Source organism: Dokdonia ponticola (assembly GCF_042653865.1).
In the GTDB taxonomy this organism is placed as follows: domain Bacteria; phylum Bacteroidota; class Bacteroidia; order Flavobacteriales; family Flavobacteriaceae; genus Dokdonia; species Dokdonia ponticola.
This window is the reverse complement of record NZ_JBHSFV010000015.1, coordinates 37,992-60,804: the sequence shown is the minus strand read 5'-3', so window position 1 is coordinate 60,804 and position 22,813 is coordinate 37,992. Positions and strand designations below refer to the sequence as shown.

Genomic DNA, 22,813 nt, shown 5'->3' with positions numbered 1-22,813 from the left:
GAGAATTCTGATTGATTAGTTATGTGTATTTCTTTTCGCTTTAAGCGAAATAAAATCTATTAATACATCCTAAGGCAAGCATTGTAATCTGAAAATTGCCCCAAGGGTCTAGTTCATAAACCATATCCCAGTGAAAAGCGGGATTAGCCTGCCTGCCGGCATAGGCAGGTTCGTCAGGTTCAACTAGCTATTTTGAATACATCCTTTGGATTTTTCAAAACAGTGTTTCACTAATAAAAAAACCTCAATCTTTACGATTGAGGTTGTAGTATGTATAAACGTTATTCTTGCTCAGGAAAAGCAAACATTTCGTCTGTTACTTTTGGATTAAGATCTATACTTTTGATTTCTAATGCTTGTCCTCCAAAAACAGTTCTTGAAAGCGCAAAGTATAAGCCTTCTCCTTCTTCTTGCCCTTCAGCTAATACTTCAGCATAATCACTATAGGTATCTTTAGAAACTTGTCCTTTACTTGGTCCAGCCTGTATTTCTGAAGCGGTTTGGATAGGAACGAAGTTATCTGCTTCAAAGTAATAGGTTACCTTATTATCAACCATTTCTCCATCTGCTTTTACAGGATCCATGGTTATTTGCACTTTGTACGTATTTGTACCATCAATCAACTCTTCTCCTAAAAGCTCCACTGCAAATCCTTTGTCTTTGTAGTTTAAAAACGGACTAGGAAAACTTTTTCCAGCTAAAGTTTTAAAATTCTCTAAAGTTTCAGAATCTACTTTTTCTGATTTCATTGATTGAAAATTAGTAGTCCATGCAACCTCCCCATCAAAGGCTAATTGCGTAATGTCTTGTCCTTGAATATTGATTTTGATCATTTGACGTCCATCTTTCATTTCAATGATAGTCACTGGAATTTCAAAACCTTGATTTACAACAGCATTGATTTGAATCCCTTCTAATTTGCTCCAAGCTTCTTCACCACCTGTATTTTCAAAGTAATTCGCAATAATCTCATCTGCAGTTTGTGCTTGCATAGGAATTGCAACAGCGATTAATACTACGGCAATTAATAATTTAATCGTTTTCATAAAAGTGTATTTGTGTATAATTAATGTTTGATGTCTAGGCATAAGACTATGAATGCTATCTTTTGTTACAAATTTATGAGTTTTTTTTAGCTTAAGTCTAAGCCCTCTTAAAATAAGTACCAAAAATGAACGACTTGGTATAAAATGTATCCAAATAGTAAGCGACTAATATCCTCAAATATCTACTTAAAGGTGCTTGATTGTCTTTTTTGTACGCTAACGTTATCGTTGATTTGTCTCATATAAATAAAGGTGATAACATCTAATTATTTTATCTTTAGGTCATACAAAATAGCAACATGAAATTTGGAAAAGTAGCACAACCAGAAGCCATTGATTTTACATTACCTCAAGATCACATAGATACTGAAAGAGTATTAAGCGCCAATAAGGATAAGGATTCAAGTCCTTTGCAAGTCTATGTAGGGTGTGCGAAATGGAATAAACAAGATTTAAAAAACTTTTATCCACGAGGCACAAAAGATGAATTAGGCTATTATTCAAGTCAGTTTAATTGTATAGAGCTCAACGCTACGTTTTACCGACTTTTTCCGAAAGAGCAATATGAAAAGTGGTATGATAAAACACCAGAAGGGTTTAAATTCTTTCCAAAAATCACTAATACTATAAGTCACTTAAAACGTCTTATAGATGCCGAGAAGTATATTCCAGAATACCTTGATCGTACGTTAGCACTTAAAGAAAAATTGGGCACCATCTTTTTACAAATGCATAACAACTTCCAACCTAAAAATTTTGATCGGGTAGATAACTTTATCAATCATTGGCCTAGCCATGTTCCCATCGCATTAGAATTCAGGCATACCGATTGGTTTAATGACCTTCAGGTTGCTGAACGACTTTATCTAGCGTTAGAAGAAAATAATATGGCAAATATACTCGTGGATACAGCGGGGAGGCGTGACATTATGCATATGCGATTAACCAATAATGAAGCTTTTATTCGCTTTGTAGGCGCTAACCACGAGAGTGACTATACGCGTTTGGATGACTGGATTCTTAGATTACAAAAATGGGTAGCTCAAGGATTAACGAATATTCACTTTTTTATTCATCAAAATGTTGAGGTAGAATCTCCCTTACTATCTGCGTATTTTATTAAAAAACTAAATAAAGCCCTGTCTTTGGATTTAAAAATTCCAGTCACATTATCTCAAAATACTACTAATCCACCTACCTTATTTTAATGGCTACTATATACATAGTCATGGGGGTTTCTGGAGTGGGTAAAACTACACTAGGTAAGGCGTTGGCGAAGCGGTTGATAATACCTTTCTATGATGCTGATGACTTTCATTCTCAAGAGAATAAAGCCAAAATGGCTGCTGGTATTCCTTTACAAGATCAAGACCGCTGGCCTTGGTTGGATAGTATTGTTGCACAATACCCACTATGGAAAACCAAAGGCGCTATCTTAGCCTGTTCGGCTCTTAAAGAAAGCTATCGAACACGCCTTAAGGTGGATCAGCTTCAAGTAAAAACGATTTATCTTTCTGCGAACTTTTCATTTGTAGCGCAACGATTAGCGGCTCGAAAAGCTCATTTTTTTAATCCTGATTTATTACAATCACAATTTGACACCTTAGAAACACCAAAATCAGGGATTGTCTGTGATGCCACCTTACCAAAAGAAGCAATAGTAAAACACATTATGAATGCTATACAACGAGATCAAGCCTCACCATTAGGGCTAATTGGATTAGGAGTGATGGGGAAATCGCTTGCGCGAAATTTTGCCAATCACGATATACCCCTGTCCTTATATAATAGACATGTACCCGGTATGGAAGAAGAGGTCGCCCTCCAATGTATACGTACGTATCCAGAGTTGAAAGATTGTAAAGGGTTTGATGATATGGAACTTTTTGTAAATTCTCTTGCGCTTCCGCGAAAAATATTCCTGATGGTCAATGCTGGTCCTGCCGTAGATGCTGTAATAGATTCTTTACTACCCTATTTGACGGAAGGTGATATGATTATGGACGGTGGGAATAGTCACTATCTAGATACCGAAAGACGCGTAAAAGACCTGCAAGACAAAGGAATTCACTTTGTAGGAGTTGGTGTTTCTGGAGGTGAAGAAGGTGCTTTGAAAGGCCCCTCCATCATGCCAGGCGGTACTACCGAAGCGTATCATCAAGTAGCCCCTTTTTTGGAAGCTATTGCTGCAAAAGACGCTCAAGGTAATGCCTGTTGTGCCAAGGTTGGCTCAGGCGGATCTGGACATTTTGTAAAAATGATTCATAATGGTATCGAATATGCAGAAATGCAACTCATTGCTGAGATGTACGATATCTTACACTTTCATGGGAAGATTTCACTAACAGAAATAGCAGATAGATTTGATGAATGGAATAAAGGTGAAACCAACAGTTATTTGCTTGAAATATCTGTAATCATCCTCCAGAAAACCGAAGATGGACAACCACTCATCGATGTGATTCTTGATAAAGCCCAACAAAAAGGCACCGGAAGTTGGAGTACGACTGCAGCCTTGCAAATTGGAGCTCCTTTTGATACGATAGCGCAAGCTGTATTGGCACGAATTATCTCTTCCCAAAAAGAACAGCGTCTTAAGGGGCAGCAATTATATAATATTAAAAGAGAAGAAATTAAAAATATTGACACTACAATCTTACAAAAAGCCTATCAAACGGCACGAATGATCAATCATGCCATAGGTTTTGAAACCCTACGGAAGGCTTCCGCTCATTATCAATGGGATTTGCAACTATCAGAAATTGCACGCATTTGGACGAACGGCTGTATCATTCGTTCTAAGACTATGGAGCGATTAATAGAAATACTTGACGGGTTTGATGACAATATATTATTTCACGAAAGTGTGATCCCACAACTAATAAAAGGAAACGTTGCGTTAAAACACATCGTACAACACGCCCTAGGAGCAGGAGCCGCCATTCCTGTTTTGAGCGCATCATTATCCTATTTTAATGCAATGATACAAGGAGATTCATCGGCAAATATGATACAGGCACAACGCGATTTTTTTGGTGCACATACGTATGAGCGAAAGGATAAAGAGGGTGTTTTTCATACGGATTGGGAGGTGAGTCAATGAGACATGAGTCTTTGAGTGGTGAGTGGTGAGTATTTGGGAAGTGATTTTTTAATAAAAATGATTAATATGTACTATACTATATGAAGAGTAAATACCACTTCCGGTTTGAAGATTTAAATGTGTATCGGAAAGCGATTCAATTTGGAGAAGCTGTGAATAATCAAATAGATACTTTTCCACAAAAAGAAATGTATAGACTCTCTTCTCAATTTGTTAGAGCAGCAGACTCTATTGCATTTAATATCGCTGAAGGCTCTGGGAGTACCGATGCAAATTTTAATAGATATTTGAAAATGGCTTGGGATAGTTCTCATGAATGTGTTGAAGCATCTACTAAGGCTAGATTGAGAGGATATATTGATTTTGACACAGATGAATTAAATAGACAACAATTAACAGAAATTGGAAAGATGATATCTTCATTGAGAAAACATTTGACAAAATGACTTTTATTTTGATTCACCTTTCAAAGACTCACGACTCAAAACTCATAGACTAAAATGGACATACAATTACTAGCAGCAGTACTTATAGGGATATGTGTCCTATTATTTTTAATACTTCGCCTAAAATTTCAGGCATTTATAGCGTTGTTAATTACGTGTATTGTGGTTGGGATTATTGCGGGTATGGAGCCTGCGGCCATTTTGAATAGTGTCGAAAAAGGAATGGGAGGCACCCTTGGTTTTGTGGCGACTATTGTAGGTCTTGGTGCTCTCTTTGGTGCTATATTAGAGCGCTCTGGGGGTGCGCAACAATTGGCGCAAGCAATGCTGAAGCTCTTTGGAATCAAAAATGCACACTGGGCAGTGATGCTTACAGGTTTTTTGGTTGCGATCCCTGTATTTTTTGATGTTGCTTTTATCATTTTAGTCCCGTTGATCTATGCGTTGCAAAAACAAACGAAGAAGTCCTTGTTTCTATATGCCATTCCTTTATTAGCAGGTCTTGCCATTACACATACGTTTATTCCTCCTACACCAGGGCCTATAGCTGTTGCCGACATTCTTAAAGCAGATCTGGGATATGTTATCATTTTTGGTTTTATCACAGGATTGCCCGCGGCTATTATCGCTGGTCCTGTACTTGCTAAACGTTTGTCAAAAAAAATGCATATCACAGTGCCTCAGGACATGATAAGCACAGTTGCTATTCCTGAAAATGCTCCTTCTGCTGGTATGATTTTATTCATTATTGCGATCCCTATTTTCTTGATTGTGTGCAATACGGTAGTAGGTAGTCCGCTTTTTGATCAAAATAGCTTGCCTCAGTGGCTTAGATATGCCACTGGATTGTTAGGACATCCGTTTGTGGCACTTATCATAGCCAATGTAGTCGCTTGGTATGTGTTAGGAATCAAAAAGGGGTTTTCAAAACAAGAGCTTTTAGCTATTTCTACAAAGTCATTATATCCAGCAGGTGTGATTATTTTGCTCACAGGGGCAGGGGGAGCATTTAAGGAGATATTAATAGATACTGGTGCTGGTAAAATGATAGCAACATCATTGAGTGGTGACTTTTTTCCTCCTGTGATATTTGGATTTATCGTTGCGGCTATTGTACGTATTTTACAAGGTTCTGCTACCGTAGCTATGATTACGGCAGCAAGTATCACAGCCCCTTTATTGACTACTATTGTAAATGGAGAAGAGGTATTGCTTTTTACACAACCACAATTAGCTGTTTTGGTGATTGCGATTGCTTCAGGGGCTACGATCTTTTCGCATGTAAATGATAGTGGATTTTGGTTAGTCAAGCAGTATTTAGGACTTACCGAAAAAGAAACGTTTCGATCGTGGACAGTAATGACATCTATTATAGCTGTTATTGGATTGGCAGTTTCTACTATTCTTTGGTATTTAGTATAGGTTCGCTTTCTAGGAGTTATGAAGACGAAGGCGTATATGCTGAGTGTATCGAAGTGCGAAAGCGTATACTAATTTGTATTTTTACGATTCAGTTGAGATGATATACTAATAATGAATGTCGGATAGGATTTCCGACTCCTCGGAAATATAAAAGAAGATGAATTTTCACACACGTAAATGGATAAAACCCGAAGATCTGAATCCCAATGGAACACTCTTTGGCGGCAGATTACTGGAATGGATAGACGAAGAGGCGGCGTTGTATGCGATTATCCAACTCGAAAACCCACGAACGGTTACAAAGTATATCAGTGAAATTGATTTTCGCGCAAGCGCAAAAAAAGGCGATATTATCGAAATAGGCATTGAACCTACAAAATTTGGTACAGCGTCCATCACGCTTGCATGTGAGGTGCGCAATAAAATGACACGGGAAGTTATTATTACGATAGATCGTATTGTCATGGTAGGTCTTGATGAACATGGAAAAGCAAAACCTCATGGGAAAACGGAGATTGAGTATGTAAAGAATCGTATCGCAGACTCAAATGAATCATAGTATGTGTTTTGCCTATCTGTAGGTAATTATGATCGGGATTCCCTTATGCAGGAGAGAGGTTGAGTATATTAGAGATAACTAACTAAACAACTCACAACATGTCTAAATCAATACTTGCTACCTTATTGTGCTGTATTTTTACAATCTCCTGCTCTAATGATGATAAAGTAGCATTTACAAATGCAGATGATAGGGAAATAGGTGCTTATGTGAGAACGACAGAAACGGTCAATGCGGATTTCTCTATTCATAATCCTTCTGATATTTTTAGGGTAGAACTAGAAGTACACGATGAGCAAAATGGTGCATTACTAGATGCTATTGATGTGTATCTTACTTACAAAAAAACCGGCGCATCTCCTTCTAATGAGGTGTTGTTAAAGACGCTCCCTAGTGATATTTTTGTTGTCGGTCAATTTGGAAAACCAGTAAGTCCACTCATAATTTCTTTTGAAGAAGCGTTAAATGCTTTTAATCTCACCATGGCAGATATGTCTTGTAAAGATCAATTTGAAGTGAGAATTAACCAAAAGTTGACAGATGGTCGTTCCTTTACAACGGGGCAATCTAGTTCTAAAATTCTGGCAGCAGATGATTTTTGGAGTTCGCCATTTTGTTATACAATTAATGTGATAGACCCTATCCCTGAAGATCAATTTACAGGGATTTATCAATTAGAAAGTATAGTCGATGGACCTTTAGGACCTACTTTTGGAGAGACGCAACAGGTAGAGGTGTACAAAGGACATTCTACCAACGTGCGAGAAATGCGGTTACGCCATAGACTATCCATAGAACAGGAACAACCTCGTATTTTTAGATTTACCATCGCTTGTGATAAGGTAGTTTTTAGTAAAAATTTATTGTCTAGTAAAATAGGTTTTTGTGGTATTGACCCTGCGATATTATTAGGGCCCGACACAGAAAATGCGACTATAGACCCAAATGACGACACGGTATTTGAATTATGGTTTGTAGAAGGGTATTTAGGTTTTGATGGTAATTGTGGTTTTGGAACAGCACCTTCTAGAATTAAACTTTCTAAACAATAATGAATCGTATTTGTGTATTTTAATAAGGTAATTTTTTATCGGTGTATACGTCAGAAAGTTACATTAATCATACATTTAACTAAATAACCAACTCAATGAAATATAAGTACTCACTTCTCCTTTTATTAGGGGCATTGTTATCTTGTAGCGATGATGAAAAAGCTATTGAAGTCGTTACAGAAGAGGTAGAACGAGGGGCAGTAGTTCGTACTACAGCTATCAACGCTACTGATTTTGATATAAACGATCTTCAAAGTGTTTTTCACATTGAGGTAGAAGAGATGGATATTGAAGATGGAGGTTTGTTGGATGAACTAGAAGTCTCTATATCATTTAAAGACAATACTCCTGATAACGGAACAAATTCTGTTAATGCTACTTTATTGGAAACCATTCCAGCTTCAGAATGGACTACAGGGCCTAATGGACTTCCTATTACTTCGCTTCTATATACGTATCAAGAGCTTTTAACAATCACAGGACTTACAGCAAGTCAAATAGCGGTTACCGATCAATTCTCAGTGCATCTCAATTTAAAACTGACAGACGGGCGCGTTTTTAATGCATCCAATGCGAGTTCTATTATACTCGCTTTTAATACCTTTTTTAGTTCGCCATTTTGTTACACCATTAATATCATAGAGCCTATTCCCGAAGATCTTTTTACGGGAATGTATCTCATGGAGTCTATAGTTGATGGTCCAAATGGACAAACGTTTGTCGATGTGAATGGGCAGCCCTTTAGTAATGGAAGCCTTGTAGAAGTGGTTAAAGGTCATTCGACCAATACAAGAGAGTTTATGGCATGGCATAATTTACATCATGTAAGTATTGAAGCACCAAGGCGATGGGAGTTTACAGTTGTAGATAATCAAATCGTTATGGGAAAGAATCAGCTGTCTTCTCCTGAAGGATATTGTATTTTTAATGCTGCCCCTACATTGTTAGGGCCAGATACTGTAAATGGTCCTGCAAATCCTACTGATGATACTGTTTTTGAGTTATGGTTTGTCGAGGGCTATCTAGGATTTGATGGAGAGTGTGGCTATGTGACAGCTCCATCTAGATATCGTTTTTCAAAACAATAATTGATTAATTGACTCTCTTGGTAATGGGTTAAAAGAATATATTTTGTGTTTAAGACGCAACCTTTTTAATAAAGATAGATACTTAGGTATAAAGACAAATTAAAATTTAAAAGATGAACAAACATACGATAACTTTAACGATTATACTGTTGACATTAGTAGTAGGTTGTAGCTCAGATGAAAAACCCATTGATGTTTTTTTAAACGCTCCTAAAGGTGCCTTACTGATAAATACGGAAGTTGGGAGTGATAATTTTATAATCACTGATTTAGAAAGTGAGTTTTCTGTTGAGGTGAGAGCAAATGACGAAAAAAAAGGAGAATTTTTTGATTTTGTAAGGGTGTATGCAAGCTTCAAGAGTAATACAACCAGTGGGGCGAATAATAGAGATGAAGTTATTTTAGAAGACCTCCCTAGATCAGTATTTTACCTTGGTGAATTTGGTAGACCACGAACTTTATTAAATTATACGTTTCAGGAGATGCTTGATGCTTTTGGACTTACAGCAAATGAGGTCGCACCTGGGGATCAATTTTTTATTCGTCCTGACATGCATTTAAAGGACGGTAGGATCATTGGATATCTAAATAGAAGCCCTAGTATTATAGCTGATTTTTGTGAAAATTCGCCTTTTTATTATCAAGTCAACGTCATTAACCCTATTCCAAATGATTTGTATACAGGTGTATACAACTATGAGGTTATTGCTTCATCAAATATTGAGGCAATTTCTCAATCTGGTATTACGACGATCACCAATGGAGCGTATCCTAACCAGAGACGTTCAAGTTTTCTAGACTTCACGGTTGCTGGGGACTTTATATTACCAGATATTTATCAAGAACGTGGTGGATTGTGTCGTTTTGGGGCAGGGATCGTTTTTTGGGGACCACAGGACAATAGTTTTGGACTTTTAAATATGCAAGATGATAGTGTCTTTGAGGCAGATTTTACCATTGGATATGACGGTTGGGTAGGCGGAGATTTATCGGATGAGCCAATTACAGTTACCTATCGTTTTTCTAAGCAATAGTTCGCTTTCAAGGAGTATAACGACGCAGAAGTTTATACTGAGCAGGGTCGAAGTGCGAAAGCGTATAAAACAATTATTACGATGGAAATAATTCATTTCTTTATGTAGATTATTCATTTTTATAGTACTAAATACTACTAACTCAAAAACTTTATCCTATGAAAAAAATTACATTTTTAATCCTGAGCATGATTGTATGTATCGCTTGTGACGATGAAGAAAAAGCTATAGAAACAGTTCTCGTAGAAGTAGATAGAGGCGCCGTTTTACGAACCTTGAATTTTAACAATGGAGAGTTTGTTGTCAATGATCCCGCAAGTATTTTTAGTGTTGATATAGAGGCACAAGATATAGAGGATGGAGGTCTTCTCAGCACTGTTGATGTTTTTGTTTCCTTTATAGATAATTCTCCTGGAAATTCAGTTTCGACACAACCTGTATTGCTGGAGACATTAACACCAGAAAATTTTAGCTCTACTGATTTTGGATTACCAAGAATCACATTAGAATATACCTACGAAGCGCTTTTAACTGCTACGGGCTTAACGTTAGATCAAACCAATTGTAAAGATCAATTCCGCTTAGATTTAGACCTTAACCTTTCGGATGGTTTGACGTTTAATCTAGATAATTCAGGAGGGACTGTAGTGAATACATCAGGATTTTTTAGGTCACCTTTTACGTATTTGGTTAATATCGTGGAGCCTATAGCCTCAGATCAGTTTACAGGCATATATGAATTAACTAGTATTGAAGATGGTTTTTTCGGACCTACATTTGGTGATGATGTACTTGTTACCATTCGAAATGGACATTCCAATAATGTACGTATTTTTGAAGTGGAAGCTCCTGAAAATGCTTTAGAAATTGAATTTAGTATCGTTTGTGACGTTGCAGTCGTGACAAGATATCAAAGAACTCGATTTGGATGTACACAAGATGATGTATCTGACAGAATATTAATTGGTCCTGATAGCATCCCAGCTACTATTGATCCTTTTGATGATACTGTTTTTGAGTTACATTTCTTAGAAGCTTTTGAAGGATTTGATTCAAGATGTAATATTGCAAATATTCCTTCTAAAGTTCGTTTTTCAAAACAATAATATACCTAGTTAAATCCTATCCCTATGAAAAAAGCTATTTTTTTAATTTTTAGTATGACTTTGTGTTTTTCCTGTAGTGAAGACGATAAGGCTATTGACACCGTTGTAGAAGAGATAGAACGCGGCGCCATTTTAAGAAATATAGATCGGATTTCACCTAATTTTCTACGAACAGATGTACAAAGTGCATTTACAGTTGTTTTAGAAGAACAAGACTTAGAGGAGGGAGGGATTTTTGATTTTGTACGACTCTATCTTCAATATAAAGATAGAACACCAGAAAATGGAGATTTAAGTGCGTCTGAAATCATGTTAAAAGATATTCCTAATACGGATTTTCAGACAGGAAGTAACGGATTGCCAGTGGGAACTGTAGAAGTAGTATATCAAGAAGCTATAGAGGCTTTTTCTTTAGATGCTGGTGCGATTCAAGCTGGAGATCAATTTGAACTACGCATGGAAATTCATCTTACAGATGGTCGAACTTTTAGTACAGAAAATGGAAGTGCTTCGATTTTTACAGATGCTTGTTTTTTCAAATCTCCGTATCGATATGTTATCAATGTAATAGATACTATCCCTGCTGATTTATTTACAGGTGTATATAATTATGAGATTGTTGGTGATCAAACACCATCGCCTACTTCTGGTGTCGATAATCAAGGAATCGTTACCATCACAACAGGACCTACTTCTAACGTACGAAGAACAAGTCTCATAGCAGAAGGGCTTGAATTTACCATTGCCGGAGAAATGGTGTATCCTAAAATATATCAATCGTTAAATCTTTTTTGTAGAAACTCAGCATTTCATGCACTTACAGGACCCGATGAACAAAATTTTGGCTTGATAGATCTTACCGATGATACCGTATTTGAACTTGATTTGGTACTTGGCTATGAAGGGTGGGGAGGAACTGGTAATTTTGATACACCACAGACGATAAAACTACGTTTTTCAAAGCAATAGTAGCTATATTGTGTTTGTAAATGTTAATGTTTTTCTAAACTATTGTTAAGTATTTTGTTATTCTTAATTTGTATGAGTTCTTAGATTCATCAAATCAATAGTTTTATAATGAAGAAAATATTACTCCTTAGCGTATTGTTAAGTTTTTGTTTCACTACTGCTACATACGCCCAAAAAAGAGATAAAAAGAAAAAGAAAAACACCTCAGAAGTAGTAGCGACCCCACCCCAAAAAAAAGATAAAGACGCTATTCAAGAGTATAAAGATGTAGTAACCAAAGAAGCAGTTACAGATAGCGGTCTTTTTCAAGTACATCGTGTAAAAAAAACATATTTATACGAAATTCCTTTTTCGGTATTGGAAAAAGATATGCTATGGGTAAGTCGTATAGCGCAAATTCCTTCTGGATTAGGGGGTGGTTTTTTCAATGCAGGGTCAAAAACCAATGAAGAAGTTGTTCACTGGCAACGCTATCAAGATAAGATTTTACTGAAGGTGAAGTCTTATAGAAATGTTGCTGATAGTACCAAAGCAATTAGTAATTCAGTGCGTGTAAATAATTATGAGCCTATTTTGTACGCTTTTGATATCAAAGCGTTTAATGTAGATTCAACAGCTGTTGTGATAGATGTGACTAAGCTTTTTTCTACGGATGTAAAAGCTATAAGCGGATTACCAGCATACCTGCGTAAACAATATAAAGTAAAAAAATTAGATCCTTCACGTAGTTTTATAAACAGTGTAAAAAGCTTCCCACTTAATATAGAGGTAAAACAGGATTTTACGTATGATGCTTCAGAGCCCCCATCATCGCGTAATTCAGAGTCAATTAGTCTTCAAATGAATCAATCTATGATTCTTTTGCCAGAAGAACCTATGCAAGCTAGAATTGCAGATCCAAGAGTAGGCTTCTTTACGGTAAGCCAATATGATTATGGGAGCGATGCCTTAAAAGCAGATGAGAAAACCTACATCCGAAGATGGAAATTAGAACCAAAAGATCCAGAAGCTTATGCAAGAGGAGAATTGGTAGAACCTGTAAAGCCTATTGTATATTACTTAGATCCTGGTACTCCTGAAAAACTCCAAAAATATATCAAACAAGGCATTGAAGATTGGCAAAAACCATTTGAAACTGCTGGTTTTAAGAATGCAATCATAGCTAAAGATGCCCCGACACCAGAAGAAGATCCTGAGTTTAGCCCAGAAGACATCCGATATTCTGTAGTTCGCTATGTAGCAAGTACTACCCGTAATGCTGTAGGTCCAAGTGTGTCAGATCCGCGAAGTGGTGAAATTATAGAGAGTGATATTATTTGGTACCACAATCATTTACGGAGTTATAGAAATCGTTATTTATTAGAAACCGGTGCAGCAAATCCTAGCGCGCGTACCCTTGATACTCCAGATGAAGAAATTGGAGAGATGATGCGTATGGTGATTGCACACGAAGTAGGGCATGCCTTAGGATTCCCACACAATATGGCGGCTAGCTATGCGTATGATGTAGAATCCTACAGAGACGGAGCATTTACGCAAAAAAACGGAATTGCGGCAAGTATCATGGACTACGCACGCTATAATTACATCGCACAACCAGGTGATCAAAATATACGCTTTGTACGTCAAATGGGCCCTTATGATCATTATGCTGTGAATTGGGGCTATAGATGGTTGCCTAATGCTAAAACACCTGAAGATGAAGTTTCTACTCTAAACAAATGGGTCATAGAAAAAGCAAATGACCCTATCTATAGGTTTGGACGTCAGTCAAATCGTTTTGATCCACAATCACAGACAGAAGGCATAGGAGATGATCCTATCAAAGCAAGCACCTACGGAGTCAAAAACTTGAAATATGTAGCGGCCAATCTCCCAGCTTGGACCTCAGATCAAACGAACAATTATCTAGATCTAGAAGAATTGTACGGTGAGCTATTAGGGGTTTATAGTAGATATGTGGGGCACGTAGTCACCAATATTGGGGGTGTTTATGAAAATATTAAAAATCCAGACCAAGAGGGTATTGTGTACACACATGTAAACAAAAGCTCGCAACAGGCGTCTATGAAATGGCTTCAAGAGAATTTATTTCAAACACAAGATTGGTTAGCTGACAAAGCTATACTTCAAAATATTGATCACGCAGGATACTTTGAGCGTATCCGTAGCCTACAATCACGTTATCTTAATGGTTTGTTGAGTTTTGATCGTATTGGGCGATTAATAGACGCAGAGACCATTAACCAAGAGTATTATAGTGCTTATGAGATGCTATCAGATGTACGCAAAGGTCTGTGGTCAGAAGCATCAAGAGGACAAAATGTTGATATATATAGAAGGAATTTACAAAAATCCTATTTAGAAAGAATGTCATTTTTAATGACCGATGAAGGACCTACGCGAAGACGTGGAAGACCAGGCCTTGAAAGTCCATTTGTATATGACACAAATACCTCTGATATTAAGTCATTAATTCGTGGCGAACTCACTACCTTACGTTCTCGACTTAGAACGGCAAAAAATGGAAATATAAACACGATTACAAAATACCATTACCAAGACATTATCGCAAGAATAGATGCATTACTAGATCCTAAATAAAACCAAAAACTACATTCATATAAAAGCTCTTAAATACACTGTGTTTAAGGGCTTTTTTTTATGATAAATTATTTAGTACAATCAAAATCAATATCTAGGACTTTCAGCCCATAATTTTTAGCATCATAATTAAAATGCCACCATTCAGTTCTGATAGGGGAGAACCCATTCTTTTTCATGACATCCCATAAAAGTTTTCGATTTGCTTTTACGGTATCGTTATGAGGATGATCTATATGTGCTTCCTTTCCAAAATGATCGTAATCACTTCCCATGTCTAGCGGGGTGCCATCTAGTTTTACAATCGTCATATCAATCGCAGCACCTCTATTATGTATGGAGCCACTCTTATAAGGATTCCCTACGTAGGATGGGTTTGGATAGATTGCCCACATTTTCTTTTGAACAGAAAGGGGGCGGTAGCAATCAAAAAACTGAATTTTATAGCCTAACTCACAAAAATCATGATTGGCAGCTGCTATTGCTTCGGCAATTTCGGGTAGTAACAAGCATTGCACACAATCATATACTGTTGTCTTTAAGAAGTTATCATCGGTCGCATATTTGACATCATACGCGTATGTACCACCATAGGCTTCGATATTTACGAGTGGCGACTCTTGGGCATTTACTAAAGTTCCAAAGAGTATCAAACCGATTAAAAAATGAGATATTTTCATAGGGTTAAAGTACAAAAAATGCGAATGTGGTGGTATACGCTTTCGCGAAAGCGTAAAATTCCTTATTCTTGTTTCCTGTACTTACTAATGATCTTATTTTATGCGTTATCCAGAGAACCCTACCCAGCTACCAGATGATTTTACACGTGTTCAGAATAGCTATATACAAAAGGTGATCCTAGCGATTGCAGGATTACTCTTATTCTTTATACTCTATTTTGCCATGATTATTGGTTTAGGAAAACTTGCCTATTGGCAGTTTTTAGAGTTTAAAAAAGTGGAGGGAGATGTATTTAATTTAGCTTTTGCCGTGGGTGCGTTCATGTTGTTTTTATTTACACTTAAATTTATTTTTAGATGGAACAGGCACAAAGACAAAATTAGTGTGGTTGTAAAACCTAAAGACGAGCCCGAATTATATGATTTTATTCATCGAATTGCCAAAGACGCAAAGGCACCTAAACCAAATAAAATCATTATTGATCATGATGTAAATGCTTCTGTATCCTTTCACAGTACTTTTTTAAGTCTTTTTTTTCCTGGAAAGAAGAATTTACGAATAGGATTAGCCCTAGTCAATGGACTAAACCTAACAGAGTTTAAGGCGGTGATGGCGCATGAATTTGGTCATTTTTCTCAATCTAGTATGCGTGTAGGTAGTTATGTGTATATGACTAATACCATCATTCAAAATATGATCTTTGAACGTGACTATTGGGATAGAGCACTTGAAATTTGGCGAAGTATCGATATACGCCTTTCTTTTATTGCGTGGATCATAACACCGTTTGTCTGGTTGATACGGCAACTTCTTTTTTTGTTATATAAACTATTAAACATTCTTCATGCGTCTCTATCGCGGGAGATGGAATTTCATGCAGATAAGGTTGCGGTAAGCCTTACAGGGAGTGAAGCTATTGTAAGTGCGTTGTGGAAACTTGAAAAAGCTTATGAATCTTGGAATAAGACATTGAGTTATACAGCAACAGCTTCTCAGCAAAAAGTACATACATCTAACTTATTTGTACATCAACAAGAAACACTTGATGCCGTACAAGATGATATAGATAAAAGTATTCATGAACGTGACACAGATGATGCAGGTCATCCCATTATATTTAAAGAAGAAGAAACCTTCTCTTCTTTAAACATGTATGCCAGTCACCCTTCAAATAAAGATAGAGAGCAGAATGCTAAAACCCCTTTTATTGAAGGAGTTTGGGATGTGTCAAGCCCTTGGAAGCTTTTTAAAAACCCGAAACAAATACAACGTACAATTACCAAAAATTTATACGTATATGCTATGGGATTAAAGGAAGAGGAGTATATCCCTGCATTAGATAAAATGACATCTTTCATAGCCGAAGAAAAACAAACAGAACAAATATTTGGAAAAGAGTATTTAGGTAATTTTGAACAACGTTACTTTACAGTGCCTAATGCAGAGGAATTGCAACAGGAGAATCTCTTTTTCAATCTAGATACCTTACAAATACATGAGAAGTTTACATCGCTTATAAAAGACCAACTAGTGACGCTTATGGAGCCGGCTAAGCGATTTGAAGAGAACTTTAAGAAACTAGTAGATATAAGCACTGGTGTTGTAAAGGCAAAAGTATTTGAATATGAGGGTACGGTTTATAAAAAGAAACATTTTCAATTGGCTGCTGATCGAATTGAAAACGAAAAATTAACCTATTTCAAGGGGTCTTTTAAGGAATGGGATAAAGAATTGTTTCATTTAAGTTATGCTGCTACACCACTAGAAGATAGAGACAAGCAATTAGATCGTTTTAAATTAATCGAACTATTGCAGCAAAATTTGAAGAGTTTTGTCACTAAAAATGTCTCAATAATAACAGAATATCAAAACTTAGTAGATGCAGGAGATGTTACAGATGGTGATATTACATCGTATGTAGTGCGTACCAATAATATAAGAAATATTTTTGAAGCCTCTCAAAAGCATATAGAAGCGGCTCCCTTTGTATCTCTACCAAACATAGAAACCAAAGAAGAGTTGTTACGTATTTTGGTAACTTCACATACCATAACGCCAATCAATAGCAACTCCTTTAAGAATGGTGATTTTAATACATTTTTGAATACAATAGATTCAATCATATTTCATTACAACCGAATTATTTTTAAACTTACCGCAGATGTTCTAGCTCCTTTGGAGCGAATATCTAAAGAAGCAACTACATAATATCTGTATCATATATGATTGATTTTTTGAGTTTTAAAACGCAACGTCTAGCGATTAAGCTAAAATCCACTGCCGAAAAGCTTGTGAAAAAAGGACACCCATGGGTTTTTGAAGATAGTATCGCTAAGCAAAATAAGGATGGAAAGACGGGAGATATAGCTATTTTATTTGATCAACGTAAAGACAAAGTATTTGCTATTGGACTGTATGACGCGGATTCTCCTATTAGAATCAAGGTTGTTCATTCTACCCCAGCAACACTAAATAGTGTATTTTTTAAAGAAAAAATACGTATTGCCTTTTTGAAAAGAGCCACTTTACTAAAAACAAATACCAATAGCTATCGGTTTATTTTTGGAGAAAATGACGGCTTCCCTGGTCTTATCGCCGATGTGTACAAAGATGTGCTAGTGGTTAAGTTTTATTCAGGAATTTGGTTTCCGTATTTAGAAATGATTTTACCAGAATTGGTTGAAGTCGCTAAGGTGAAAACGCTAGTGGTGCGATTAAGTCGTCAATTACAGAAATCAACATCACATGGTTTTACAGATGGGCAAGTACTTCATGGAATGTTATCATCAGAGGTCGTTTATTTTAAAGAGCATGGGATTCGGTTTTCTGCCAATGTGATCCACGGTCATAAAACGGGTTACTTCTTAGATCACCGTCATAACAGAAAACGAGTTGGTGAGTTGTCTAAAGGCAAAAAAGTATTGGACGTCTTTAGTTATGCAGGTGGATTTTCGGTGCATGCACTGGCTGGCGGAGCTACTGAAGTATTAAGTCTAGATATAAGTGCACAAGCCCTAGAAGTAGCGCTTGAAAATGGTAAACTCAATCCTAGTAAGGGGACACACAAAATTATGGCTATTGATGCTTTTGAAGGCTTACAGCAACTTATTGATAGTGACAAACAGTTTGATATTGTGGTGATAGATCCTCCTAGTTTTGCAAAAAGTGCTAGAGAGATTGAAAGTGCCAAACACAGTTACCATCGATTGGCTGTTTTAGGGGCACAATTGGTTGCTAAAAAAGGAATTTTGGTATTGGCTTCTTGTTCTTCAAGGATAACTGCGCAACAGTTTTTTGATATCTCAGAGCAAGGAATCACAAAAACCAACCGACTTTTTAAAACAATTGATAAAACCTTTCACGACAGTGATCACCCAATAAGTTTTCCTGAAGGAGCCTATTTAAAATGTGGGTATTACCGTCTAGATTTATAAATTACTATCTTTAAGTATATGAAAAAGTATGTATCTTATATCATTATCCTCTTATACATTTGTATAAGTTGTACCCCCGAAAAAACAGCTATTTTCGTTCCTATAACGGAGCGTTCCTTGATTCCGTACCCCAATGAAGTAGTGACTGCTGAGCAAGGCTTTTTGATTGATGCAAATACGACTATTTATGCAGGAACTAGTTTTGATAGTCAGGCGATAGCGCTTCAATTTTCAGATCGTTTTACAAAAGCAAGTGGGATTACTTTGGTTACTAAGAAGGAAAGTCAGCTGGCAAAAAATAGTATTCATTTTGTGCTGGATCCTACTGCCAATGAAATTTCTGATGATGAAGGATACTTTCTTAAAAGCACTAAAGACCGTGTGATTATACGGGCAAAAACCATGTCTGGTTTGTTTATGGGATTGCAAACGTTTTACCAATTATTGCCTGATGAGATCGTTTCAGATACCATTCACCCAAAGGTCGTTTGGGCAATTCCTGGAGTAATCATTAACGATGCTCCACAATACGCGTACAGAGGAGCGATGTTGGACGTTGCAAGGCATTTTTTTCCCGTAGAAGATGTAAAACGATATATAGAGCTCATTGCTAGTTATAAAATAAACAAACTACACTTGCATCTTACCGATGATCAGGGATGGCGAATTGAAATTAAGTCTTGGCCAAAACTTACTGAAATTGGGAGTACGAGTGCTGTCGGTGGTGATCAAGGAGGGTTTTATACACAGGCACAATACAGAGACATCGTTGCCTATGCAAAATTACACCACATTACGATTATCCCAGAAATAGATATGCCAGGACATACCAATGCTGCGTTGGCTTCTTATCCAGCGTTGAATTGTGACGGAGAAGCACGTTCTTTATATACAGGAATGAAAGTGGGTTTTAGTACGCTATGTGTAGATAAAGAGATTACCTATCAATTTCTAGATGATGTGATTAGAGAACTCTCTGCACTTACACTTGGAGATTATATTCATCTAGGCGGTGATGAATCACATGTCACTTCAAAGGAGGATTATAATCTCTTTTTGACAAAAGCGCAAGCGATTGTCAAAAAATATGGTAAGAATGTAATGGGTTGGGAAGATATCCAAAGTGCTGGTATTTCTGATGAAACGATTATCCAGCATTGGACCAATCCTGAGATTGCTAGGCTAGGAGCCAAACAAGGAGCCTCTATCGTATTATCACCTGCACCAAAGACGTATCTCGATATGAAGTATACTAAGGATACTAAAATCGGCCTTACGTGGGCAGGAGTGACCCCTATTGATAGTGCTTATATGTGGAACCCACAAAGCATTCTTAAAGATGTGCCTACTTCTCAAATAATAGGCATAGAATCTCCTTTGTGGACAGAAACGGTAGTAGATATGAATGCGATTGAGTATTTAGCGTTTCCTAGACTTATAGGGCATGCAGAACTTGGATGGACACAAGAAGAAAACAGAACTTGGGATTCTTACCTACAACGGCTTAAAAATCATCAAAACCGTTTGAAGATTAAAAACGTTCATTATTATCCATCGCCATTATTGGAAGAATGATGCTTGTTATATCTTGAGAATTTAGCATGTACCTCTTATCGCTTCTTATTTAATAAAAAGGAATAATGATACACATACACTACCAAATAATTATAAAACCATTGTGTTAGTTCTGACTGTGGGATGGTATTGTGCAACCCAATCTGCTGCATCATGTAAATTTTCAAATGTCTTAATTCTTGATTTGAAAAATATTTTTTCCATCATAACATTAATTAATCCGCTTTTTGAATAAGTTACGACTGCAAAAGTTCTAAGGTTATGTCTTGATTTAAAAAATTTCAACCAATCTTGAGCTTCGATGGAGTACGAGTATACTCTGTTTGAGATATAAGATATTTTAGCATCTCTTCCATAATGATTTAATGCTAATTCAATAACCTCTTGGGCGGTTTCCCAATTAAAATGAACGCCTTCATTTATTTCTGACACAATGAACTCTTCAAAAAAGTAAAATACTCCTGTAGATAGGATATACACATCCTCTAGTTTATATTTTAAATTTGATTCATTTACTAGCATATTATAAAGCTACAGATTTTACAAAAGTAGACTTGCAAAATAGCTTTTTTTGAATCAATATGGATAAAATGCACTATTTATTCGATGAAACACACAATTTGCAATTAGTTTATTGACATCCGCTACTAAACCCTGTTGCATCAAAAGAAGTCTCTACAACCCCAGTTCTTGTATTTGAGATGGCTTGAATCACTAAATTGTTCATTCCGCTCCCATCACGCTTTGGGCTACAATATTCAAATAAGTAAAAGCTATTTGCTTGATTGGCCACATTGTTTGAGACTTCGTTAAAAACGGTTTCTAATTCAGAGCTATCGGTGGCAAATACACTTCCATCAGTACCTATTTGCGATAAGGTGCTTTCATCAATCTCATCACCGAGTCCAATGGTAAAAAATGAAATATTTTCATCGGCATTCGTAACTGCTGTAAGTGCCTCTTGTTGTGTAAAACGAGCCGCCTGATCTGTACCATCTGTAAAAATGACAATAGAAGCCGCTCCAAACACATCTTGTGCTTCTGCATTTGTGATGAGGTTTTCGGCTACTTGCGTTGATTTGATAACAGCGCCATACAAATCTGTAGAAGGATCATTGCTAATATCCGTAGTGATGCTATTGATGGCATCTTCCAATACTGTAGCGCTTGTTGTAGGGGGTTGTAATTCGTGTAATACATCTTCGCCGTCAAACCAATAGATTCCCATTTGGAATGAATTAGTAGGAATCGCAGGGACCACATTGGTGATAAAACTGATAGAAGCGTCTTTTAGTTCTTGTAAACTTGAACTTAATACACTATTACTTAAATCTAATACTAGAATGGTGTTATTGATAAATATCTGAGAATTCGGTGAGATTTCAGCAGAAGACTCAGAACTCGATATTTCGTTAAAACAAGCATCATTACGTCCTTGTTCAAAAATTCTAAAATCAGAAGGATTCAATCCTGGCACTCCTTGTCCGTTGAGATCAGTTACTCTAAAAAACACAGAAACTTTGGAGGGTAGTGTGGTAAAGGCATCTTCTATGGTAAGATTTAACTCCTGAGCTCCTAGATTAAGACACTCTATTCCATTTGTTGAATTTCCGTCGTCATCGCGCGTACTACAGGCAGTAGTGATACATAATAGCGCTACTAAATAATAAAAAATGTTAATTTTCATAAATGATCGATTTGATTGATGCTACCATAACGGTCATCGTTCTGTATTTATTTTAATCTTGTTATGTTAAGACAAGTATAATTTTTCGACCCATGTAAGTATTCACATCCCTAACATCTGTTTTTTTTGGTACAAAACTTGTTAATGGATGTGTTAAGTATTTTCTATTATAGATACACATTTAGTATCTTTACCTAACAAATTGAAATTTTGAAAACTACACCCAAAACATCTATTTTCCAAAGCTTGCTCGTCTGCTCACTTTTTTTGTGTGCTACATTGGGTTACGCACAAATAGATGCACCTCGTAAATCCATCAAAATAGACGGCAAACAACCCAATCAAGCAGAAACACCTATTTTAGTATCCCCAGAAAATGCTTCTTCTAGTGTTTCATCTAGCACAGTCTCTGTAAAAAGTAAAGTTCGTTTAGGACAACCTGAAAGTGGCACTAAAAAAAAGGAGGTTCGCTTTATGGAAGGTGAAGAGTTTGCTAAAAAGGACTACACGGCATTAGAAAATAAAATGAACAATAAAACAAATCATACCAAAGACGCAGGGCTACAACCTGAGTTTTATAATGATCAGTTTTTGGGTGATTTTAGAAGCGGTTCTAAATTTGTTCGTTTCTTATACAGAGACCATCAGTATGTAGATGGCGATAGAGTCAGTGTTTCTGTAAATGACACCATTATTCATCCTAACATCCATCTTGCAGGTGAATTCCAAGGATTTTACATTGACCTTAAAAAAGGTTTTAACAAAATAGACATAACGGCTCTCAATCAAGGAACTTCAGGGCCCAATACAGCTCAATTTGTGATGTATGATGATAACAGACAGGTGATTTCTTCCAATGTCTGGAATCTAGCTACAGGTGTCAAAGCGACTGTGATTATTGTCAAAGATGAAGATTAATTTCTTATCAATTTTCTTTTATACGCTTTCGCGAAAGCGTACCCAGTATAAACTTCTACGTCGTTATACTTCTTGAAAATACCTCATTA

General features: G+C 36.6%; 19 protein-coding genes. 15 read left to right on the top strand and 4 right to left on the bottom strand.

Translation table 11 applies throughout. The annotated features are described in order from the left end of the window. Window positions 1-281 precede the first annotated feature (281 nt). A complete protein-coding gene (locus tag ACFO3O_RS19685; protein WP_379982040.1) occupies window positions 282-1,046 on the bottom strand; it encodes an outer membrane lipoprotein-sorting protein in 765 nt (254 codons plus the stop codon). A gap of 299 nt (window positions 1,047-1,345) precedes the next feature. Between ACFO3O_RS19685 and ACFO3O_RS19680 the strand changes: the two genes are divergently transcribed. From ACFO3O_RS19680 to ACFO3O_RS19630, 11 genes are all read left to right on the top strand, one after another. Continuing rightward, window positions 1,346-2,254, top strand: coding sequence for a DUF72 domain-containing protein (locus ACFO3O_RS19680; protein WP_379982038.1), 909 nt, complete (start codon window positions 1,346-1,348; stop codon window positions 2,252-2,254). Further along, the gene (gndA, locus tag ACFO3O_RS19675; protein WP_379982036.1) at window positions 2,254-4,149 is read left to right on the top strand and encodes an NADP-dependent phosphogluconate dehydrogenase; all 1,896 of its coding nucleotides are present in this window, start codon (window positions 2,254-2,256) and stop codon (window positions 4,147-4,149) included. Before ACFO3O_RS19680 ends, gndA begins: the two co-directional genes overlap by 1 nt. Before the next feature lie 80 nt (window positions 4,150-4,229). After that, window positions 4,230-4,595 carry a four helix bundle protein gene (locus ACFO3O_RS19670; protein ID WP_379982034.1) on the top strand — a complete coding sequence of 122 codons (366 nt, stop codon included), beginning with the start codon at window positions 4,230-4,232 and terminating at the stop codon, window positions 4,593-4,595. 54 nt (window positions 4,596-4,649) lie between these two features. Continuing rightward, a complete protein-coding gene (locus tag ACFO3O_RS19665) occupies window positions 4,650-6,017 on the top strand; it encodes a GntP family permease (RefSeq protein WP_379982032.1) in 1,368 nt (455 codons plus the stop codon). A 157-nt stretch (window positions 6,018-6,174) separates the two neighbouring features. Then, window positions 6,175-6,576, top strand: coding sequence for an acyl-CoA thioesterase (locus ACFO3O_RS19660; protein WP_379982030.1), 402 nt, complete (start codon window positions 6,175-6,177; stop codon window positions 6,574-6,576). A gap of 98 nt (window positions 6,577-6,674) precedes the next feature. Further along, a complete protein-coding gene (locus ACFO3O_RS19655) occupies window positions 6,675-7,628 on the top strand; it encodes a hypothetical protein (protein WP_379982028.1) in 954 nt (317 codons plus the stop codon). A 95-nt stretch (window positions 7,629-7,723) separates the two neighbouring features. Beyond that, window positions 7,724-8,716, top strand: a complete 993-nt coding sequence (locus ACFO3O_RS19650; RefSeq protein ID WP_379982026.1) for a hypothetical protein — start codon at window positions 7,724-7,726, stop codon at window positions 8,714-8,716. A 113-nt stretch (window positions 8,717-8,829) separates the two neighbouring features. After that, window positions 8,830-9,750: a hypothetical protein gene (locus ACFO3O_RS19645; RefSeq protein WP_379982025.1), complete on the top strand. Its 921-nt coding sequence runs from the start codon at window positions 8,830-8,832 to the stop codon at window positions 9,748-9,750. Window positions 9,751-9,908: 158 nt separating this feature from the next. Next, window positions 9,909-10,856, top strand: a complete 948-nt coding sequence (locus ACFO3O_RS19640; RefSeq protein WP_379982024.1) for a hypothetical protein — start codon at window positions 9,909-9,911, stop codon at window positions 10,854-10,856. Window positions 10,857-10,880: 24 nt separating this feature from the next. After that, window positions 10,881-11,825 carry a hypothetical protein gene (locus ACFO3O_RS19635; RefSeq protein WP_379982023.1) on the top strand — a complete coding sequence of 315 codons (945 nt, stop codon included), beginning with the start codon at window positions 10,881-10,883 and terminating at the stop codon, window positions 11,823-11,825. 108 nt (window positions 11,826-11,933) lie between these two features. Beyond that, window positions 11,934-14,429 (top strand): zinc-dependent metalloprotease, encoded by a 2,496-nt coding sequence (locus ACFO3O_RS19630; protein WP_379982021.1) that lies wholly within the window; start codon window positions 11,934-11,936, stop codon window positions 14,427-14,429. Between the two features lie 68 nt (window positions 14,430-14,497). On the opposite strand, the gene ACFO3O_RS19625 is transcribed toward ACFO3O_RS19630, so the two are convergent. After that, window positions 14,498-15,109 (bottom strand): M15 family metallopeptidase, encoded by a 612-nt coding sequence (locus ACFO3O_RS19625; protein WP_379982019.1) that lies wholly within the window; start codon window positions 15,107-15,109, stop codon window positions 14,498-14,500. Between the two features lie 100 nt (window positions 15,110-15,209). Between ACFO3O_RS19625 and ACFO3O_RS19620 the strand changes: the two genes are divergently transcribed. Genes ACFO3O_RS19620 through ACFO3O_RS19610 form a run of 3 tightly spaced genes read left to right on the top strand, consistent with a single transcriptional unit; the run spans window position 15,210 to window position 20,119 of the window. Further along, window positions 15,210-17,318, top strand: a complete 2,109-nt coding sequence (locus tag ACFO3O_RS19620; RefSeq protein ID WP_379982017.1) for a M48 family metallopeptidase — start codon at window positions 15,210-15,212, stop codon at window positions 17,316-17,318. A 14-nt stretch (window positions 17,319-17,332) separates the two neighbouring features. After that, the gene (locus tag ACFO3O_RS19615) at window positions 17,333-18,544 is read left to right on the top strand and encodes a class I SAM-dependent rRNA methyltransferase (protein WP_379982015.1); all 1,212 of its coding nucleotides are present in this window, start codon (window positions 17,333-17,335) and stop codon (window positions 18,542-18,544) included. Between the two features lie 18 nt (window positions 18,545-18,562). Continuing rightward, complete coding sequence (locus ACFO3O_RS19610; RefSeq protein ID WP_379982013.1) at window positions 18,563-20,119, top strand: family 20 glycosylhydrolase; 1,557 nt, start codon at window positions 18,563-18,565, stop codon at window positions 20,117-20,119. A gap of 90 nt (window positions 20,120-20,209) precedes the next feature. Here the strand turns inward: ACFO3O_RS19610 and ACFO3O_RS19605 are convergent, their stop codons facing one another. Beyond that, complete coding sequence (locus ACFO3O_RS19605) at window positions 20,210-20,641, bottom strand: hypothetical protein (protein ID WP_379982011.1); 432 nt, start codon at window positions 20,639-20,641, stop codon at window positions 20,210-20,212. Window positions 20,642-20,750: 109 nt separating this feature from the next. After that, entirely contained in the window at window positions 20,751-21,806 is a 1,056-nt protein-coding gene (locus ACFO3O_RS19600; protein WP_379982009.1) for a VWA domain-containing protein, read from the bottom strand. Between the two features lie 210 nt (window positions 21,807-22,016). Between ACFO3O_RS19600 and ACFO3O_RS19595 the strand changes: the two genes are divergently transcribed. Continuing rightward, window positions 22,017-22,724 carry a hypothetical protein gene (locus tag ACFO3O_RS19595; RefSeq protein WP_379982007.1) on the top strand — a complete coding sequence of 236 codons (708 nt, stop codon included), beginning with the start codon at window positions 22,017-22,019 and terminating at the stop codon, window positions 22,722-22,724. Window positions 22,725-22,813: the final 89 nt, after the last annotated feature.

Excerpts from the sequence above, each read along its gene's own strand:
- ACFO3O_RS19685 (WP_379982040.1), bottom strand. The coding sequence starts at position 1,046 with ATGAAAACGATTAAATTATTAATTGCCGTAGTATTAATCGCTGTTGCA.
- ACFO3O_RS19680 (WP_379982038.1), top strand. The coding sequence starts at position 1,346 with ATGAAATTTGGAAAAGTAGCACAACCAGAAGCCATTGATTTTACATTA.
- gndA (WP_379982036.1), top strand. The coding sequence starts at position 2,254 with ATGGCTACTATATACATAGTCATGGGGGTTTCTGGAGTGGGTAAAACT.
- ACFO3O_RS19670 (WP_379982034.1), top strand. The coding sequence starts at position 4,230 with ATGAAGAGTAAATACCACTTCCGGTTTGAAGATTTAAATGTGTATCGG.
- ACFO3O_RS19665 (WP_379982032.1), top strand. The coding sequence starts at position 4,650 with ATGGACATACAATTACTAGCAGCAGTACTTATAGGGATATGTGTCCTA.
- ACFO3O_RS19660 (WP_379982030.1), top strand. The coding sequence starts at position 6,175 with ATGAATTTTCACACACGTAAATGGATAAAACCCGAAGATCTGAATCCC.
- ACFO3O_RS19655 (WP_379982028.1), top strand. The coding sequence starts at position 6,675 with ATGTCTAAATCAATACTTGCTACCTTATTGTGCTGTATTTTTACAATC.
- ACFO3O_RS19650 (WP_379982026.1), top strand. The coding sequence starts at position 7,724 with ATGAAATATAAGTACTCACTTCTCCTTTTATTAGGGGCATTGTTATCT.
- ACFO3O_RS19645 (WP_379982025.1), top strand. The coding sequence starts at position 8,830 with ATGAACAAACATACGATAACTTTAACGATTATACTGTTGACATTAGTA.
- ACFO3O_RS19640 (WP_379982024.1), top strand. The coding sequence starts at position 9,909 with ATGAAAAAAATTACATTTTTAATCCTGAGCATGATTGTATGTATCGCT.
- ACFO3O_RS19635 (WP_379982023.1), top strand. The coding sequence starts at position 10,881 with ATGAAAAAAGCTATTTTTTTAATTTTTAGTATGACTTTGTGTTTTTCC.
- ACFO3O_RS19630 (WP_379982021.1), top strand. The coding sequence starts at position 11,934 with ATGAAGAAAATATTACTCCTTAGCGTATTGTTAAGTTTTTGTTTCACT.
- ACFO3O_RS19625 (WP_379982019.1), bottom strand. The coding sequence starts at position 15,109 with ATGAAAATATCTCATTTTTTAATCGGTTTGATACTCTTTGGAACTTTA.
- ACFO3O_RS19620 (WP_379982017.1), top strand. The coding sequence starts at position 15,210 with ATGCGTTATCCAGAGAACCCTACCCAGCTACCAGATGATTTTACACGT.
- ACFO3O_RS19615 (WP_379982015.1), top strand. The coding sequence starts at position 17,333 with ATGATTGATTTTTTGAGTTTTAAAACGCAACGTCTAGCGATTAAGCTA.
- ACFO3O_RS19610 (WP_379982013.1), top strand. The coding sequence starts at position 18,563 with ATGAAAAAGTATGTATCTTATATCATTATCCTCTTATACATTTGTATA.
- ACFO3O_RS19605 (WP_379982011.1), bottom strand. The coding sequence starts at position 20,641 with ATGCTAGTAAATGAATCAAATTTAAAATATAAACTAGAGGATGTGTAT.
- ACFO3O_RS19600 (WP_379982009.1), bottom strand. The coding sequence starts at position 21,806 with ATGAAAATTAACATTTTTTATTATTTAGTAGCGCTATTATGTATCACT.